This window comes from Shewanella sp. (assembly GCF_013214165.1).
Taxonomy (GTDB): Bacteria; Pseudomonadota; Gammaproteobacteria; order Enterobacterales; family Shewanellaceae; genus Shewanella.
Genome location: NZ_JABSSM010000037.1, coordinates 12377 through 28839 on the forward strand (window position 1 = coordinate 12377; position 16463 = coordinate 28839).

The window sequence follows — 16463 nt, forward strand, 5'->3', positions numbered from 1 at the left end:
TACCGAACTTTACTATTCCCTGTGATAAGGGTGGTTATTATTCACGCTCCAAGCTCGGTAAAGGCTCTCGGCTACCACAATTCTTACTAGGGGGTGTGGCAGAGTCAAAGCAGATAAGCACCAGCTTTGTGACGCAGCTTGCTTGCAAGCGGGAGAGAGACCCTCTGGACCACCAATGAGCAAACTGACATCTCTGCCATCGAGTTGCCAGCGACTGAGCTGAGAGGCCAGATCTGGCGTTTTCCAGGTTTTCCCCGGAAGATCTAAGCTGACTATGTGGTTGCTCTTGGGGATAGCAGCCAGCATCTGCTCGCCTTCTTTTTGAAGAATGCGGACGATATCGGCATTCTTGCCTCTCTTTCCAGCCGGGATCTCCACCAGTTCCAGTGCCATGTCTCTGGGAAATCTACGTTGGTACTCCTGAAAGCCTGCTGTGACCCAAGCAGGCATGCGTGTACCAACGGCGATTAACTGTAATTTCATTAAGCTGGTTTGGCTGACCAGAGCTTTTCAAGCTCATAGAAATCGCGAGTCTTATCTTGCATGACGTGAAGAATCACATCGCCCAGATCCACAAGAACCCACTCACTGCCTTCACGGCCTTCGACACCGATTATGGTTAAGCCAGCTCGCTTACATTCAAGGACAACATTTTCGGCAATAGCCTTAACGTGAGTCTTAGATGTACCTGAACAAACTACCATATAATCAGTCATATTAGACTGTTCGGCCACTGCTAAGGTGACGATATCTTTGGCTTTTAAATCTTCGATCTTGTCGATCACAAATTGCTTTAGCTCGGCGCTTTCCACGCGTAATTCCTTAATAAATTTTGACAGCGCAGTAGTATAACAGGTTATCCAGGAATTGAGGGTGCACTGGGGAAATTAACCTGAGTAAGGGTCGAGCTTTGAGATTAAGCTGGTGTTTGGTACAGGTTTTTCTCGGCGATAAATTTCAGCACTCGGCTGGGGACGGCTTCTGTTGGGCTTAAACCTAGTGCCAGTTGCTGTCTAATGTGAGTAGAAGAGTATGCCTGTGGGGTAATATTGACTTGGAAAATGAGGCCTGATTTCTGCGATTTATGTTGATCTAGGCTCGTTAATCTTTGTTCATATTGCTTAAATACCGGCATGTCTGAGGTGAGCTGCCAGCCGTTTCTAGCCGAAACCACAAAATGGCACAGGTCAAATAAGGACTGCCACTGGTACCAGCTGGGTAATGAGACTAAAGAGTCAGTGCCAATCAAGAAATAAAACTCGTGCTCTGGATATAGCCTATGCAGCTCTTCTAAGGTGGTCAGCAGATAAGAGGGGCCTGAACGGCGGGCCTCAATATCACACAATTCAAATTCGCTGTATTCTTGGCAGACCAATTCAACCATGGCTTGCCGTTGCTTTGTACTCACCACTGTGGATGTTTTATGGGGCGGGATATGGTTAGGCATAAGCCAGACACTGTCGAGATTAAGCTGTGACTTGATCTCGAGTGCGGGGCGTATATGCCCAAAATGAATAGGGTCAAATGTGCCCCCCAAGATCCCAATCCGCATCGTGAGTTTAGCTCCAGTCATTCAATTGAATATGACATAAGGCCGCATGGGCTTTAGGATCGAACAGTAGGCTCAGATGACTCACGCCGGTCCAATCTTCTATACCTTGTTGTTTCAGCTTTAGCTCTATGTCAGATGCGCTGGCGAGTAAGGCCTCTATCTGCGACAGGGAGAGTCTGTTTAAGGCTGCCATATATAAAGGCTTTCGTTTATCCCAAATACGTAATTTCCCCCAGAGACCTTGCAAGGGTTCTTGGACCTCTTGAGCGGATTTTAACTGCAAAAGAATGGCCAGTTCCTTGAAAATACCCCACAAGATGATCGGCATGGCGACGCCTTCGGCTTTTAGCTGAGAGAGAATATGCTGCGCCTTGTCCTGACGGTTATTGAGCATGGCATCTGTGAGTTGAAACACACTAAAACGCGATTGGTCTTCGAAATAACGGCTCAGCTCCGGGCTATCTATCTGCTCATTTGGGCTCAATAACTGCAGCAGCTGCAATGACTGGTCGGCGGCGAGTAAATTCCCCTCATAGAGGCTGAACAGCATATCTTTAGCATCGCGAGTTAAGTTTAGCGCGAAGTGCTGGATCCGACCCTCTAACCAACGCTGAAATTGTGCCCCTTCGGGGGTCATACAGGGAACATATATCCCTTGGCTATCTAAAGTCTTGAACCACTTGCTCTTAGTCTGCTCGGCTGCGAGTTTAGGCCCAGTGATGAGCAATAGCACATCTGGGTTTGCCATCTGCATCAGGCTTTGAAATATCGCGCCGCCCTCGGCTCCTGGTTTAGCCTGAGGTAAGGTTAATTCGATCACTCTGCGGCTGGAAAACAGGCTCATGGCTTGCCACTGTTCGACTAATTCATTCCAGTTAAAGCCACTTTCCTGAGTCAGTTGGATTTTTTCCTCGAAGCCTTGGCTCTTGGCTTGATGATAGATCTGGCTGCGACTGGTTTCGCACAGCCAAGGATCGTCACCGAAGATGAGATAACACTGTTTCAGTGGGGCAAGACTAGTCAGCAGCTGATCTGGATAGACTCGCATCAAGATGCCTCAAGGTGAGGCATGGGAGATACAGGGTCGCAAGGGAGTAATGATGCAGACATCAGCATCATTTTACCTCGATTGAAGCAAGGATCTGAATCATCTGATCCGCCGCTTGATTACGCATTTCTTTGAGCAAGAGTTCCATTTCACGGCTCTTGGCCAAAGCGGTTCTGGGATCGTCGAGATAATCACGTTGAATCACCACGTCGAACTCCTGTGCTTCACCTTGAGGTAAACGTACGGCAAAGGTCACATAGTAAGTTAGCTCATACTCGGCCACATTACCGGTTGGATAGAGGGAAAGAGTCGTTCTGTCCAATGAGTCATGCAAAATATGCAAAGTAGGGATGTCATCGCTTGCATCGATTAGAGTAATGCTGTGCAGACGTAGACGTTCGCGAACCAGGCGAGTGAGCTCACTGTACTCATCTGGACTCGTTAGGTGCAGGGTCTGTAACTGCTCTGGTATCGAGTAGTTGCCCTGGAGTTTAAAGCCGCAACCAGCACTGAGCATGATACTCAGTGCCACTATTGCGAAACATATGCGTTTAATAAGCATAGGCTCGGCAGTATTTCCTTTTGGTGGATGCTTAGTTAGCCACTATGTTGAGCAACTTGCCCGCTACATAGATGATCTTGCGAATGGTCTTACCTTCGGTGTGTTTTATCACACCTTCTTCTGCAAGGCCTTTTTCTTCAACCGCTTCTTTCGTTGCGTCGGCTGGGACCGTTATCTTTGCACGAAGCTTACCGTTGACCTGTACTATGATCAACTTGCTGTCTTCCACTAGCGCTGATTCATCGACTTTTGGCCACAATACATCTTCGATGGCCTCTGCATTACCTAACTCATTCCACAGGCTGAAACTGGTGTGGGGAATGATGGGGTATAGCAGACGAACCACGGCCGAGAGTGCTTCATTTAACAGAGCACGATCTTGTTCTGTTTCCTGAGGTGCCTTCAGTAATCGGTTCATTAGCTCCATGATAGAGGCGATGGCCGTATTGAACATCTGACGACGTTCGATATCGTCGGTAACCTTGACGATGGTCTTGTGTAACTCGCGGCGCAGTTCTTTCTGCTTCGCATCGAGAGACTTGACATCCAGTTTGGCAGTCGACCCTTTAGCAATATGCTCATGAGCCAGTTTCCAAAGACGCTTGATGAAACGGTGTGCGCCTTCGACACTCGATTCTTGCCACTCTAAGGTTAGCTCAGGTGGCGCTGCAAACATCATGAATAAACGAACGGTATCGGCACCATACTTGTTGACCATCTCTTGTGGGTCTATGCCGTTGTTCTTAGACTTAGACATCTTGCTCATGCCAGTATAGACGAGTTCGTTGCCATCCTTGTCTATGGCTTTAAGGATACGGCCCTTTTCGTCAGTTTCCTGAACGGTAACATCTGACGGTGCCACCCAGACGCGAGCGCCTCTGTCATTGTTATAGTAGAAGGCATCTGCCAACACCATGCCTTGAGTGAGCAGGCGTTTTGCAGGCTCGTCCGAATCGACTAAGCCGATATCTCTGAGTAACTTATGGAAGAAGCGGAAGTAGAGCAAGTGCATACACGCATGCTCGATGCCGCCGATATACTGATCAACAGGTAGCCAGTAGTTAGCCTTTTCCGGATCTAACATCTGATCTGCATGGGGACTACAGTAACGAGCATAGTACCAAGATGACTCCATGAAGGTGTCGAAGGTATCTGTCTCTTTGAAGGCTTCCTCGCCTTTATATGTGGTCTTGGCCCATTCTTTATCGGCCTTGATTGGGCTCTGGATCCCATCCATGACCACATCTTCGGGCAAGATGACCGGGAGTTGATCTTCTGGTGTCGCTACCACTGTGCCATCGGCCAGTGTCATCATAGGGATAGGAGCACCCCAATAGCGTTGACGGGATACGCCCCAGTCACGCAGACGAAAGTTAACCTGACGTTTACCTTTGCCTTCAGCGGTTAATCTTGCGTCGATGGCATCGAACGCGGCCTGGAAATCCAGTCCGTCAAGCTCAGGGAAAGCGTCTCCCGAATTAAACACTATGCCTTTGTCTGTGTAAGCCATTTCGCTGATATCGAGTTCGCTATCGCTGGGCTTAATCACGCCTTCTATGGCTAAGCCGTATTTAATGGCAAATTCATAATCACGTTGGTCATGAGCCGGTACCGACATGACTGCGCCAGTGCCGTAATTCATCAGCACGAAGTTAGCCGCCCAGATTGGCACTTGCTTACCAGTCAGAGGATGAGTGGCATAAAGGCCTGTAGCAACCCCCTTCTTTTCCATGGCTGCCATGGCGGCTTCCGTGGTGTCGGCGTTCTTACACTCTTCGATAAATGCGGCAAGCTCGGGATTATTGGCTGCTGCCTGCTCGGCGAGCGGGTGGCCCGCCGCGATAGCAACATAGGTCACCCCCATAACAGTATCGGGGCGCGTGGTATAGATATCGAAACTCGCTTCGCTATCGACAACCTTGAAGGTCATCTCTATGCCTTCGCTGCGACCTATCCAGTTACGCTGCATGGTCTTGACCTGCTCAGGCCATTCGTCGAGTTGGTCGAGATCGTTTAGTAGCTCATCGGCATACTCGGTGATCTTGATAAACCACTGAGGGATCTCTTTTTGCTCGACCACAGTGTCACAGCGCCAGCAACAACCATCGATAACCTGCTCGTTAGCCAGCACAGTTTCGTCGTTAGGACACCAGTTAACCGATGCGGTCTTCTTATAGACCAGGCCTTTCTCAAATAACTTAGTGAAAAACCACTGTTCCCAACGGTAGTACTCCGGGGTACAGGTGGCGATTTCACGGCTCCAGTCGTAACCGAACCCCAGCATCTTTAGCTGGTTCTTCATGTAGTCGATGTTTTCGTAAGTCCAAGGGGCCGGGGCCGTGTTATTCTTGATCGCCGCATTTTCAGCGGGTAGGCCAAATGAGTCCCAGCCGATAGGTTGTAATACATTTTTTCCCTGTAATCGCTGGTAACGGGCTATTACGTCGCCTATGGTGTAGTTACGTACATGACCCATGTGCAGCCGGCCAGAAGGGTAAGGGAACATGGCGAGACAGTAAAACTTCTCCTTGTTCTCATCTTCGGTGACTTCAAATGTTTTCTTGTCTTGCCAGTGCTGCTGCACTTTAGCTTCAATTTCTGAAGGTTGATATTGCTCTTGCATCAATATTTCCCGGCCATGGGGCCCATTATTTGATCTTGCGCACTTTATACGCGAGTTAGATCTGCATAGAATAAACTAGAAGTGAGTCATTAAAAAGGTTCGGATGAGGAGTATTTAACATGAGTAAGAGAAGTACTGAGCTACTATCGCTTTATGAGGCGCTGTTAAAGCAAGTGAAGTCTGATTATTCTGAAGATAACTCTATAACTATAAAAGAGTTATTTAATATTGTGACTAACAGTAAAGATTTCCTGTCTATCAAACACCGGGCTAAGGATAATGAGCTGGCATTAGTCGAACAATTTTTAAAACGTGACATAGCGAATTTCCTGCATGAAAAAAATGACTTAGATCTGAGCCATAGCCCGACAATGATCACGGTAGAGAATACATTATGGCATTGGTTGAGCTGTATCACCGACAGAAGCCAGATCGAGTGGCATGAAGTACTGCAGGATTTTAAGCATCAGGGACACTATCAAAGCGGTGAAATCGTCAATCAGGGCAATATGGTGTGTACTCACTGCGGCCATGAGATGAGAATCGAATTCCCCGGAGTGATCCCCGACTGCCCAAAATGTGATAATAGTGATTTTACCCGTGAGGCACTGGCACCTTAACTCAACTGGACTCAGTCAGAACCTAGCCCAGTCATGGAGTAGATGTTTATCTGCTCGCATTTTCACGTTGGTATTTCGAACCTTAGCCATTATTAGTCCCAGGCCGACATCAGGTCTAGCAACTTGCTGGATCTGGCGTCGAATTCGGCTCATGAAGGTATGACTGCTAACGCCGACATAATGATATATCGTCAATCCTCCGCCCCTGGCTGAGTAGCCGTTTGTAGGGGGGCTGCATAGTTAAAGACATGCCTTACTCATGATTGTTCACATATTTATATCCATATTTATATGAAATACCTATTAATTCTTCTCTGATTACTTTACAAAGGTAGCGGGCAATACCAATGACGCTGCGATAATGGAACTTGCTAAAATGGACTTGCTAAAGTTTTCTTGGTTTAGATACTGGCAGCCTATTTATTTTTCGACACTACTCGTTAGTAGTACCTGTGAGGATGTATATGAAGTTTGTGCATAAAATAGTCATTGCTGCGAGTCTTATGTTGATGTTGTCACTGGCATGTTTGTCCGGTTATCAATATTTTCAGCTAAAGCAACAAATTTACCAACAGGTAACCGTCAGTGTTGACGAGCTGGCCAGTTCCATGGGTAATAATATCGAAGCTGTCATGGCTGAAAAGAAGAACATTACCGAATATGCAGCGTCTCTGTTGGGAGCCGACCTCTCCGATGAACATTTTTTTGAGATCTTAACCCTGCCAGTCATCAAACAGCACTTTATTATATCTGGAATGGGATTAGAAAATGGCCATTTCGCCGTCAATGATCCTAAATGGGAACCCGATGCGAGCTATGATCCCAGGAAACGTAGCTGGTACCTAGAGGCGAAGAGGCAAGGGGGCTTCGTGTTTACGGCCCCTTATGAAGATGCTGTCAGTGGTGAGATACTTGTCTCTGCGGCCATGCCATTATATGCAACCGGTGAGTTTAAGGGGGCCTTATTCACGGATATCAGCCTCAAGGGTCTGGCCGACATCAGTAATCGGGCTAATCTCTTCGGTGCCGGTTATGCCTTTATCGTCAGCAATAACGGCGAGTTTATTGCGTATCCAGATTCGAGTAAAAATGGGCGTCCTATGAGTGAGGTTTTCGGCAACTCGGTGGATGTGTCAATGGCCAGTACCCACTTGGATATCGATGGCACTGTGCATTCGGTCATTTTTAAACCCCTGTCTGGTCTCGATTGGAGCCTGGGGATCATATTGGATGAGAGTGTGATGTTTGCCGCCGCCGACGAGCTTCGTCGTGATGCTATCTGGTACTCAATCTTGTCCTTGGTCATCGCCATACTGCTCCTCGGCGCTATCATAGGGCAATTGATGAAGCCGCTGCACACATTGAATGAGGCTATGAGAGATGTGGCTAGTGGCGAAGGGGACCTGACTCGCAGGATGAACACCAATTCCGATGTCGAGTTTGCGACCTTGGCCGGTAATTTCAATAATTTTGTGATTAAACTACAAGACCTGATCCATCAGGTGAAGTCGATCGGTGTCGAAGTGAGTCAGGGAACGCAAGCGACGGCCAGAGGGGCCAGTGAAGCATTCGAAGCTATGGGCCAGCAGACCCAAGAGCTAGAGCAGCTCGCCACGGCGATGCATGAGATGTCGGTAACGGCGTCCGATGTCGCCAATAATGCCCAGAGCGCCGCCAATGCGGTGAAGCAGGCTGACAATGCGGTAAGTGAAGGCGTGACGGCCGTAGTGCAGACCACCGAGTCCATCGAACACCTATCGACTCAAATAGATGATGCGGCCAATGCGGTAAAAGAGCTTGAAGCCGATACTGTGAGTATAGAGTCGATCTTAGGGGTGATTAATGCTATCGCCGGTCAAACCAATTTACTCGCACTTAATGCTGCGATAGAGGCTGCAAGGGCGGGGGAGTCAGGCAGAGGTTTTGCCGTTGTCGCCGATGAGGTACGTACTCTGGCAGCACGAACTCAAGAGTCGACTTCAGAAATTAAACAGAAAATAGAAAAGTTACAAGCCGGTGTGGCCACAGTCGTGAGTGTGATGGATGACAGTCGACAGACCACTGTGATTACCGTCGAGAAAGCGCAAGTGGCGAGTGAAACCTTGAATAAGATCCGCAATAGCATCGAAGAGATCACCGACATGAATCTGCAAATCGCCAGTGCGGCCGAAGAGCAGAGTCAGGTCGCCGAAGAGATGAATCGCAACACATCTAATATTCGAGACTTATCTGTGCTGGTGGCCAAAAACTCGGAACAAACCAACGAGGCCATGAGCAAACAACTGGAACAAGTTAAGCGGCAGGAGCAGTTGTTGAATCAATTTATCGTCTAGATATTCTTTTATTCTGTGCCCATAAAAATACCCGCACTTGGCGGGTATTTTTATATGTGGGTTTATCATTTTCTGTTAGTGAAAGAGCCTCTTCCGACTTCATCCAATATCAGCTAACTGAAAGCCAGCGTTGACGGATTATCGCCAGTGCCAATAACAGAGCCGACAAGAATAATATCGGCGACTGGCCCCATCTAGAGAACCAGGTCTGCCCCTTGACTAGGGGAATATCGGCAACCAGTACCCCAGTCTCAAATTGAGGCAAGCTATGAGTGATATTTCCCCGCTCATCGACGACGGCGGTGACACCATTGTTGGTCGCTCTTATTAGCGGTCTGCCAAGTTCGATTGAGCGCATCTGGGCTATTTCCATGTGCTGCAACGGCCCGTTGGAACTGCCAAACCAGGCATCGTTAGACACGGTCAGTAGCAGCTCTGTTCCCTCATTGACATTGGCTCTTAACTGTTCAGCAAAGGCTATCTCGTAGCAGATGGCGGGCGCTATCTGATAACCTAGAGCGTTGAGATTTGGCTGTTGATACGCACCTCGACTAAACGAAGACATGGGCAAGTTAAAAAGTGGTGCTAGGGGTCTTAGCAGAGACTCTAAGGGGACGAATTCTCCAATCGGTAATAAGTGGTGTTTCTTAAATTCGTTGCTGCCACCTTCGGTATAGTCTGCCTGACTCTGATGTTTTTCATTGTGGTTGCCGAGCACGATCAGCGAATTGTAGAAGCTGTCTTGCTGGTGGCTGATGATGCCGGTGATGATGGCACTGTTGTTGAGGTTAGCGACCTTACTGGCATTATCGAGAAAATCTGACACCATATATTCTGGGGCCGGGATGGCAGCCTCGGGCCAGATGATGATATCTGCATCTAGCTGTGGACGAGAAAGATCCATGTACTTGCTCATGGTAGGCCAGAGCGTTTCTGGCTGCCACTTCATACTTTGGGGAATATTTCCTTGTACCAGAGCCACCTTGACTGTTTCGCCATCGGGTTCGACGCTAGATAGCATGGGAGACAGATAAGTCGCTAATCCCAGTAAGGGGAAAATAATAACCGCCGGACGCCAACGTTTTTGCAAGCACAGAGCCAATGCGCCGGCAATTAATGCCAATACAAAGCTTAAACCCAGTGCGCCTATGACGCTGGCGAGTACTTTAAGCGGTCCTTCGGTCTGAGAGTAGCCAGCCCAGAGCCAGGGGAAACCGGTCAACACCCAGCCCCTTAGCCATTCGGTTAAGGTCCATAACGCCGGAAACAAGATGATATTTCTCATTATGGATGTAGTGGGTGATATTTTTTGCAGCAGATAACCCGTCAATGCTGGATAGAGGGCAAGATACAAGGCGAGCAACGCCATCAAGGCCATGGACGCGACTAAGGGGATGCCGCCATAAGTGGCCATGCTGACATGCACCCAACTAATGCCGACACAGAAGCAGCCAAAGCCGAAGCTCAGCCAGTATGTTAATCCGGCTCGCGGGGATAAGCCGCTGCTCTGATCGAGTGCGAAGACGATAGCGATGAGATAGATTGGCCATAAGCCATAGGGGGCAAAAGCGAGTGCCGTGCTGGCACCGGCAAGATATGCCAGTACCAGACGTATTTTTCCATGATGGGCAAATGCCCGAAGTTTATTCAGCATTTAAGCCTCATCATATAAAACGACCGTGTTTGAGCCGACAGCGCTGGTGCTAGGCCATCTTCTCTGCGGCATTAGGATCGGGGAGTTTGACTCTTAGCTGAAGTAATCGGCGTGTATCGGCGCTGATCACCTTAAACTCTATGCCATCTATGACGACCTTCTCATTACGTTCCGGCAGATGGCCAAACGCATGTGAGACCATTCCGCCAACGGTATCAAATTCTTCGTCACTAAATTGAGTCTTAAATTCATCATTGAAATCTTCAATCGGGGTTAGAGCCTTGATCATATAGACCTGCTTGCCCACCTTGCGGATCTCGGTATCTTCGGCTGAGTCGTGGTCGAACTCGTCTTCGATCTCACCCACTATCTCTTCGAGAATATCTTCGATGGTGACCAGACCCGATACGCCACCGTATTCATCGACCACTATGGCCATATGATAACGTTGGGAACGGAACTCTTTGAGGAGTACATCGACACGTTTACTTTCGGGAACAACGACGGCGGGGCGAATAACCTGGCCGAGGGTGAAAGGCTCGTCGTTGTTTTTAAAACCGTATTTGAGTAGATCTTTTGCCAGCAAGATGCCTTCGATATGATCTTTATCTTCATTGACGACGGGAAAACGTGAATGTGCAGAGCTAATGACCGTAGAGAGTAGTTCTTCTACTGTGTCATCGATCTGCAGTGCGACTATCTGAGCTCTGGGTATCATGATGTCTCGAACTCTTAGATCTGAGACTTCTAATACACCTTTGATCATTTCGCGTGTGTCTTCAGAGATGACCTCACGTTGCTCTGCATCGTGAATGACATCAACAAGATCATCGCGGCTCTGGGGCTCGCCCTGAAATAACTGACTTACTTTTTCAAACCAGCCCTTCTTCTGGGCGTTGGTACTCGGGGGGATATCGTCACTCATAGTGTTTTCCTAGACTAGCTTCCTATCAAAATGATGGGAAAATAGACCAATTATTGCTCCTTATACGGATTGTTAAAACCTAAACTTTCAATTAGTTGAGTCTCTAATGACTCCATTTCTTCAGCTTCGGCATCTTGGATATGATCATACCCTAGCAGATGCAGACAACCATGTACAACCATGTGGGCCCAGTGAGCTTGTAAGCTTTTGTCTTGCTGTTTGGCCTCGAGTTCTACCACAGGGGCACAGATAATGAGATCGCCTAAGAGAGGGATATCAATCTCGGGCGGTGCCTCGAAAGGAAAAGACAGCACATTGGTCGGCTTATCTTTTCCTCTATAGCTGCTATTGAGCGTTTGACTCTCAGCTTCGTCGACTATTCTAATGGTTAACTCGGCTTGATTCATGGTATTTCTGAGTGCAATGCGAACCCAAAGTTCAAAATCTTCCTGAGATGGGAGCCCATCATTATCTATGGCTATTTGCAGATCGAGATCTAACTCGAGATGTTTATGATTAAGACTCATTTATCGTCGTTTCCTGAAGCTTATATTGACTGTCACGTTTTGCCTTAGCTTGTTCAACTTTCTGCTCATGGTCTTCGTATGCTTCGACTATTCGTGCTACTACGGGGTGACGAACCACATCTTTGGCCTGGAAGAAGTTGAAACTAATTTCCTCAACCTTGCTAAGAACCTCGATAGCGTGGCGCAGACCCGATTTCTGACTCTTGGGCAGATCGATCTGCGTGATGTCGCCGGTGATAACCGCTCGTGAGTTGAATCCTATACGGGTTAAGAACATCTTCATCTGCTCTAAGGTGGTATTTTGACTCTCATCTAAGATGATGAAGGCATCATTAAGGGTTCGGCCACGCATATAGGCGAGTGGAGCGACCTCGATAATATTTTTTTCTATCAGGCGTTCGACCTTCTCGAATCCCATCATCTCGAATAGGGCGTCATAGAGAGGCCGTAAGTAAGGATCGACCTTCTGGCTCAGATCTCCGGGTAAGAAACCTAACTTTTCACCTGCCTCGACGGCGGGACGGGTGAGTAGAATACGGCGAACCTCTTGACGTTCCAGGGCATCCACAGCCGCCGCAACCGCCAGATAGGTTTTACCGGTACCGGCAGGGCCGATACCGAAGGTGATATCGTGGCGCATTATGTTGGCGACATAGTCACTCTGATTCAAATTTCGCGGCTTGATCACCCCACGCTTAGTCTTGATATAAAACGCTTTATCATCCCTAGGTACTTCGGCCTCCAAAGCCACGGCTTCCTGTATTGCCAGGTGCACGGTATCGGGTTTAAGATCCTGAGTCTTGCCTCTTATGGCTTGAGTCTCGACATAGAGAGTCTTGAGTAGATTGCTGATGGTTAGACAGTTTCTCGCTTGACCAACAATCTGGAAATGGTTATTTCTATAGGTTATTTCAGCACCAATTCGGCGTTCGAGCTGCTTAATATTGTCATCGAAAGGACCACATAATGATGCCAATCTGTGGGTATCGGATGGCTCAAGATAGAGGTTAAGCGTGGTTAACTTGTTAGACAAGAATAGCTCCAATTGGCAATAATTAAGGTGTCACTATTGTTTCATTTTACGAGCACAGAACAAGAAATGCTAATGGTATTTAACGAATAAAAAAGGCGGCAATTAAGCCGCCTTAAAACTTTATCTTGTTATGTTTAAGGTGTGTACTGTGTCACGCCTAATTCATCGTCTTTCTTATGTTTCAAAACAATATCAGAAGGCCTCAATGAGCGGCGTAAATCCATTTCGTCTTCACCGCGAACAAAGGTACCACGCAGTGAGTTGGCGTAGACATCGACGATTTCGACATCGACGAAGCTGCCTATGTGTTTAGGATCGGCCGCGAAGTTAACCACACGACTGGTTTCGGTGCGTCCCCTAAGTTCCATTGGGTTCTTGACCGAAGGGCCTTCGACCAAGATGCGCTGAACTGTGCCCAACATTTGACGGCTATAACGCATCGCCTGCTGAGTGATACGTTCTTGCAAGATGGCCAAGCGCTCTTTCTTCTCAGCCAGAGTGACATCGTCTGGTAGATCTGCTGCGGGCGTGCCTGGACGTGCACTATAGATAAAGCTAAAGCTATGATCGAACGCGACATCCTCAATCAACTTCATGGTGTCGGCGAAATCTTGCTTAGATTCACCCGGGAAGCCAATGATGAAGTCAGAGCTGATCTGAATATCAGGACGCGCCTTACGCAGACGACGAATGATCGACTTATATTCGATAGCCATATGACCACGTTTCATCTGAGTCAGAATATGATCTGATCCCGATTGTACCGGCAGGTGTAGGAAGCTAACCAGCTCGGGGGTATCTTCATAGACATCTATGATGTCTTGAGAGAATTCGATTGGATGGCTGGTGGTAAATCTCACTCTGTCGATACCGTCGATAGCGGCGATATAACGCAGTAGCTCGGCAAAGGTACAGATGTCATCATCATGGGTCGCGCCGCGAAATGCATTCACATTCTGCCCCAGTAAATTGACTTCACGAACACCTTGTTCGGCCAGCTGAGCGACTTCCAGAATGACATCATCCACGGGACGACTCACCTCTTCGCCGCGTGTATATGGCACCACGCAGAAAGAGCAATATTTACTACAGCCTTCCATTATCGAAACGAAAGCCGTAGGGCCATCGGCTCTAGGCTCTGGTAGTCGATCGAACTTTTCGATCTCAGGGAAACTGATATCGATAACCGCCTTGCCGCCTTGCTTGACCTGATCGACCATCTCAGGCAGACGATGCAGGGTTTGCGGGCCAAAGATGATGTCGACGCATTGGGCACGTTCCTTGATCATCTTGCCTTCCTGAGAGGCAACGCAGCCTCCGACACCTATTATGAGGTTCGGGTTTTTATCTTTTAACTTCTTCCAGCGCCCAAGTTGATGGAACACTTTTTCCTGAGCCTTTTCACGAATAGAACAGGTGTTCAGTAACAAAACATCGGCTTCTGCAGCGTCGTCTGTCAGGGTGTAGCCCTTATATTCGTCCATCAGGTCGGCCATCTTGGATGAGTCATACTCATTCATCTGACAGCCCCAGGTTTTAATATGGAGTTTCTTGCTCATCAGTTTATGTCACTCTTGGAACCAGGGGAAAAATAGCGCGACATTTTACCTCTTGAACAAGTCACTGGCTAGCTTTTGGGCGTTTTTATTAAAAAATACTGCGGACTGTAGGTTTGAACTTGCCAAGTATTAGCGTGTTTGGCGCTTTCCAAGCGGATCTGTCTGCCTGAAATTGCCTGTGTATTGACTCAGCCATTTGCATCGAGCTTGACCGAGCCTGGGTATAAATGTCTGCCTGGACCTGCAGCTTGAAATATGCGAACAGTTCCGTCGTATATTGATATAAGGCATAATCTATAGGCGAGCGATAGGTTACTGTAATGACTTCCATGGTGGCGGAATTCGTTGCCGCGTTCGCAGGGGCTGCCCAAGCTGTGGTAGGTAACAGGCTGCTGATGACGAATATAGAGGCTGGTATAAAGGCTGTGATAAATTTCATCGTATTCTCACTCATTCCATTGGTTGATTTGCAAGATTGAGTGTAAGGCAGGAATTCGTGTGATAATCGTACGGATTGTAAGCAGGTGTGAGTAGTTTGGCTATAGCAACATTTGCATACTCATCTAAGAATTTTGAAATGATTGATGGGCTATCTAATGCCCGTAAATTAGAATGAGTGATTAGGCAATGGTTATTTGATGTGTAGGAGTCTTGGTGAGTCAATCGCAAACAGAAATTACTAAAAGAGATGTGGTTATTCTGGGAGGAGGCATGATCGGTGCCGCAACGGCCATAGGTTTAGCTCAACTAGGCTTGAGCGTTACCGTGATTGAGGCGTACAGACCAGAGGCATACACTAGTGAGCAGGCCATAGATTTGAGGGTCTCAGCAATTAGCCTAGCGACAGAGACCTTGCTGGAGCGTTTGGGTGCACTAGAAAGCTTGACTCAGATGCGACGAGCGCCATATTTAGGCCTGGAAACCTGGGAGTTAGAGGGATGTATCACATGTTTTCATGCCGATGCCATCGGCGTGTCTCACCTGGGGCATATTGTCGAGAATCGTTTGATCCAGTTGGCCTTGTGGGAGCAGTTTGAGTCATTCGAGAATCTCGAATTACTCTGCCCTAGAAGTCTTGATAGCTTTAGTCGCTCCGAAGATGGGGTTTGTGTGACCTTAGACGATGGTCGGCGACTCGATGCCAAGTTATTAGTCGGTGCCGATGGGGCCAACTCACAGGTCAGAACTTGGGCCGGTATCGGCTTAACAGGTTGGGATTATGCCCAGTCGGCCATGTTGATTAATATCGAGACGGCCATAGAGCAACAAGATGTTACCTGGCAACAGTTTACGCCCCAAGGGCCGAGATCTTTGCTGCCGCTGCCGGGCAATAATGCATCTCTGGTCTGGTACGATGACGCCAGTCGCATCGCCCAGCTATCGACATTGAGCAATGCGGCTCTGGCTCAGCAGATAAAGATGCATTTTCCTGAGCGATTGGACAGGCAGTTTAAAGTATTGAATAAGGGCAGTTTTAAGTTGACCCGACGCCATGCCCAAGCTTATTTTTCCGATAATCTGGTGATTTTAGGCGATGCGGCTCACACCATTAATCCTCTGGCTGGGCAAGGGGTCAATATTGGCTTTAAAGATGTCGATGCATTGATTTCTGTGATTGGGGATAAACTGAGTCAGCAAGAGGCTTGGTGGAGTAATGCTGCATTGAGCGAGTACCAAAATCGCCGATACCGAGATAATCAATTGATGATGTCGGCGATGGATCTATTTTATGCCGGATTCAGCAATGATTTACTCCCACTTAAAGTATTGCGAAATGCTGCGCTTAAGCTTGCAAATATCGACTCGCCGATTAAGAAACAAGTGCTCAAATATGCCATGGGACTCTAACCCGATATTAGCGCTATTTAAACTTGGGTCTTGGGACCCGTTTAGCGTATTTGTGAATGTCTCGAACCAAGCATTTTTGCTTATAATTTGTTGCGCCGTGGATTGAGTGTTAAAATGCCGCGTTTTTATTTTGCGCGTGACGTTTAGCCGGCATCATTGTACGGCGGATGTGCGCCTCG

At 47.9% G+C, this 16463-nt stretch carries 15 protein-coding genes; 3 read left to right on the plus strand and 12 right to left on the minus strand.

Annotated features, from left to right (window positions below):
- Positions 1-12: 12 nt before the first annotated feature.
- The 6 genes from rlmH to leuS form a co-directional block, all read right to left on the minus strand.
- Entirely contained in the window at positions 13-483 is a 471-nt protein-coding gene (rlmH, locus tag HRU42_RS12190; protein ID WP_295031502.1) for a 23S rRNA (pseudouridine(1915)-N(3))-methyltransferase RlmH, read from the minus strand.
- Positions 483-812 carry a ribosome silencing factor gene (rsfS, locus tag HRU42_RS12195; RefSeq protein WP_144045290.1) on the minus strand — a complete coding sequence of 110 codons (330 nt, stop codon included), beginning with the start codon at positions 810-812 and terminating at the stop codon, positions 483-485. The genes rlmH and rsfS overlap by 1 nt, the downstream gene beginning before the upstream one ends.
- A 104-nt stretch (positions 813-916) precedes the next feature.
- Complete coding sequence (gene nadD, locus HRU42_RS12200; protein WP_295031505.1) at positions 917-1552, minus strand: nicotinate-nucleotide adenylyltransferase; 636 nt, start codon at positions 1550-1552, stop codon at positions 917-919.
- 7 nt (positions 1553-1559) lie between these two features.
- The gene (gene holA, locus HRU42_RS12205; protein ID WP_295031506.1) at positions 1560-2600 is read right to left on the minus strand and encodes a DNA polymerase III subunit delta; all 1041 of its coding nucleotides are present in this window, start codon (positions 2598-2600) and stop codon (positions 1560-1562) included.
- A 67-nt stretch (positions 2601-2667) separates the two neighbouring features.
- The gene (gene lptE, locus HRU42_RS12210) at positions 2668-3162 is read right to left on the minus strand and encodes an LPS assembly lipoprotein LptE (protein ID WP_295031507.1); all 495 of its coding nucleotides are present in this window, start codon (positions 3160-3162) and stop codon (positions 2668-2670) included.
- A 31-nt stretch (positions 3163-3193) separates the two neighbouring features.
- The gene (gene leuS / locus HRU42_RS12215; RefSeq protein WP_295031509.1) at positions 3194-5785 is read right to left on the minus strand and encodes a leucine--tRNA ligase; all 2592 of its coding nucleotides are present in this window, start codon (positions 5783-5785) and stop codon (positions 3194-3196) included.
- 119 nt (positions 5786-5904) lie between these two features.
- Between leuS and HRU42_RS12220 the strand changes: the two genes are divergently transcribed.
- On the plus strand, positions 5905-6405 hold the full coding sequence (locus HRU42_RS12220; RefSeq protein ID WP_295031510.1) for a zinc ribbon-containing protein: 501 nt from the start codon (positions 5905-5907) through the stop codon (positions 6403-6405).
- Between the two features lie 464 nt (positions 6406-6869).
- Positions 6870-8738, plus strand: coding sequence for a methyl-accepting chemotaxis protein (locus HRU42_RS12225; protein WP_295031511.1), 1869 nt, complete (start codon positions 6870-6872; stop codon positions 8736-8738).
- Between the two features lie 109 nt (positions 8739-8847).
- On the opposite strand, the gene lnt is transcribed toward HRU42_RS12225, so the two are convergent.
- From lnt to HRU42_RS12255, 6 genes are all read right to left on the minus strand, one after another.
- Positions 8848-10392: an apolipoprotein N-acyltransferase gene (lnt, locus tag HRU42_RS12230; RefSeq protein ID WP_295031513.1), complete on the minus strand. Its 1545-nt coding sequence runs from the start codon at positions 10390-10392 to the stop codon at positions 8848-8850.
- 49 nt (positions 10393-10441) lie between these two features.
- Complete coding sequence (gene corC, locus HRU42_RS12235) at positions 10442-11317, minus strand: CNNM family magnesium/cobalt transport protein CorC (protein WP_295031515.1); 876 nt, start codon at positions 11315-11317, stop codon at positions 10442-10444.
- A gap of 50 nt (positions 11318-11367) precedes the next feature.
- On the minus strand, positions 11368-11844 hold the full coding sequence (gene ybeY, locus HRU42_RS12240; protein WP_295031516.1) for an rRNA maturation RNase YbeY: 477 nt from the start codon (positions 11842-11844) through the stop codon (positions 11368-11370).
- Entirely contained in the window at positions 11834-12877 is a 1044-nt protein-coding gene (locus HRU42_RS12245) for a PhoH family protein (protein WP_295031518.1), read from the minus strand. Before HRU42_RS12245 ends, ybeY begins: the two co-directional genes overlap by 11 nt.
- Positions 12878-13011: 134 nt before the next feature.
- Positions 13012-14436: a tRNA (N6-isopentenyl adenosine(37)-C2)-methylthiotransferase MiaB gene (miaB, locus tag HRU42_RS12250; protein ID WP_295031520.1), complete on the minus strand. Its 1425-nt coding sequence runs from the start codon at positions 14434-14436 to the stop codon at positions 13012-13014.
- Between the two features lie 88 nt (positions 14437-14524).
- Positions 14525-14875: a hypothetical protein gene (locus tag HRU42_RS12255; protein WP_295031522.1), complete on the minus strand. Its 351-nt coding sequence runs from the start codon at positions 14873-14875 to the stop codon at positions 14525-14527.
- A gap of 215 nt (positions 14876-15090) precedes the next feature.
- Here HRU42_RS12255 and HRU42_RS12260 point away from each other — a divergent pair, with 215 nt between their 5' ends.
- Positions 15091-16284, plus strand: coding sequence for an FAD-dependent oxidoreductase (locus HRU42_RS12260; RefSeq protein WP_295031524.1), 1194 nt, complete (start codon positions 15091-15093; stop codon positions 16282-16284).
- The last annotated feature ends 179 nt before the right edge of the window (positions 16285-16463 follow it).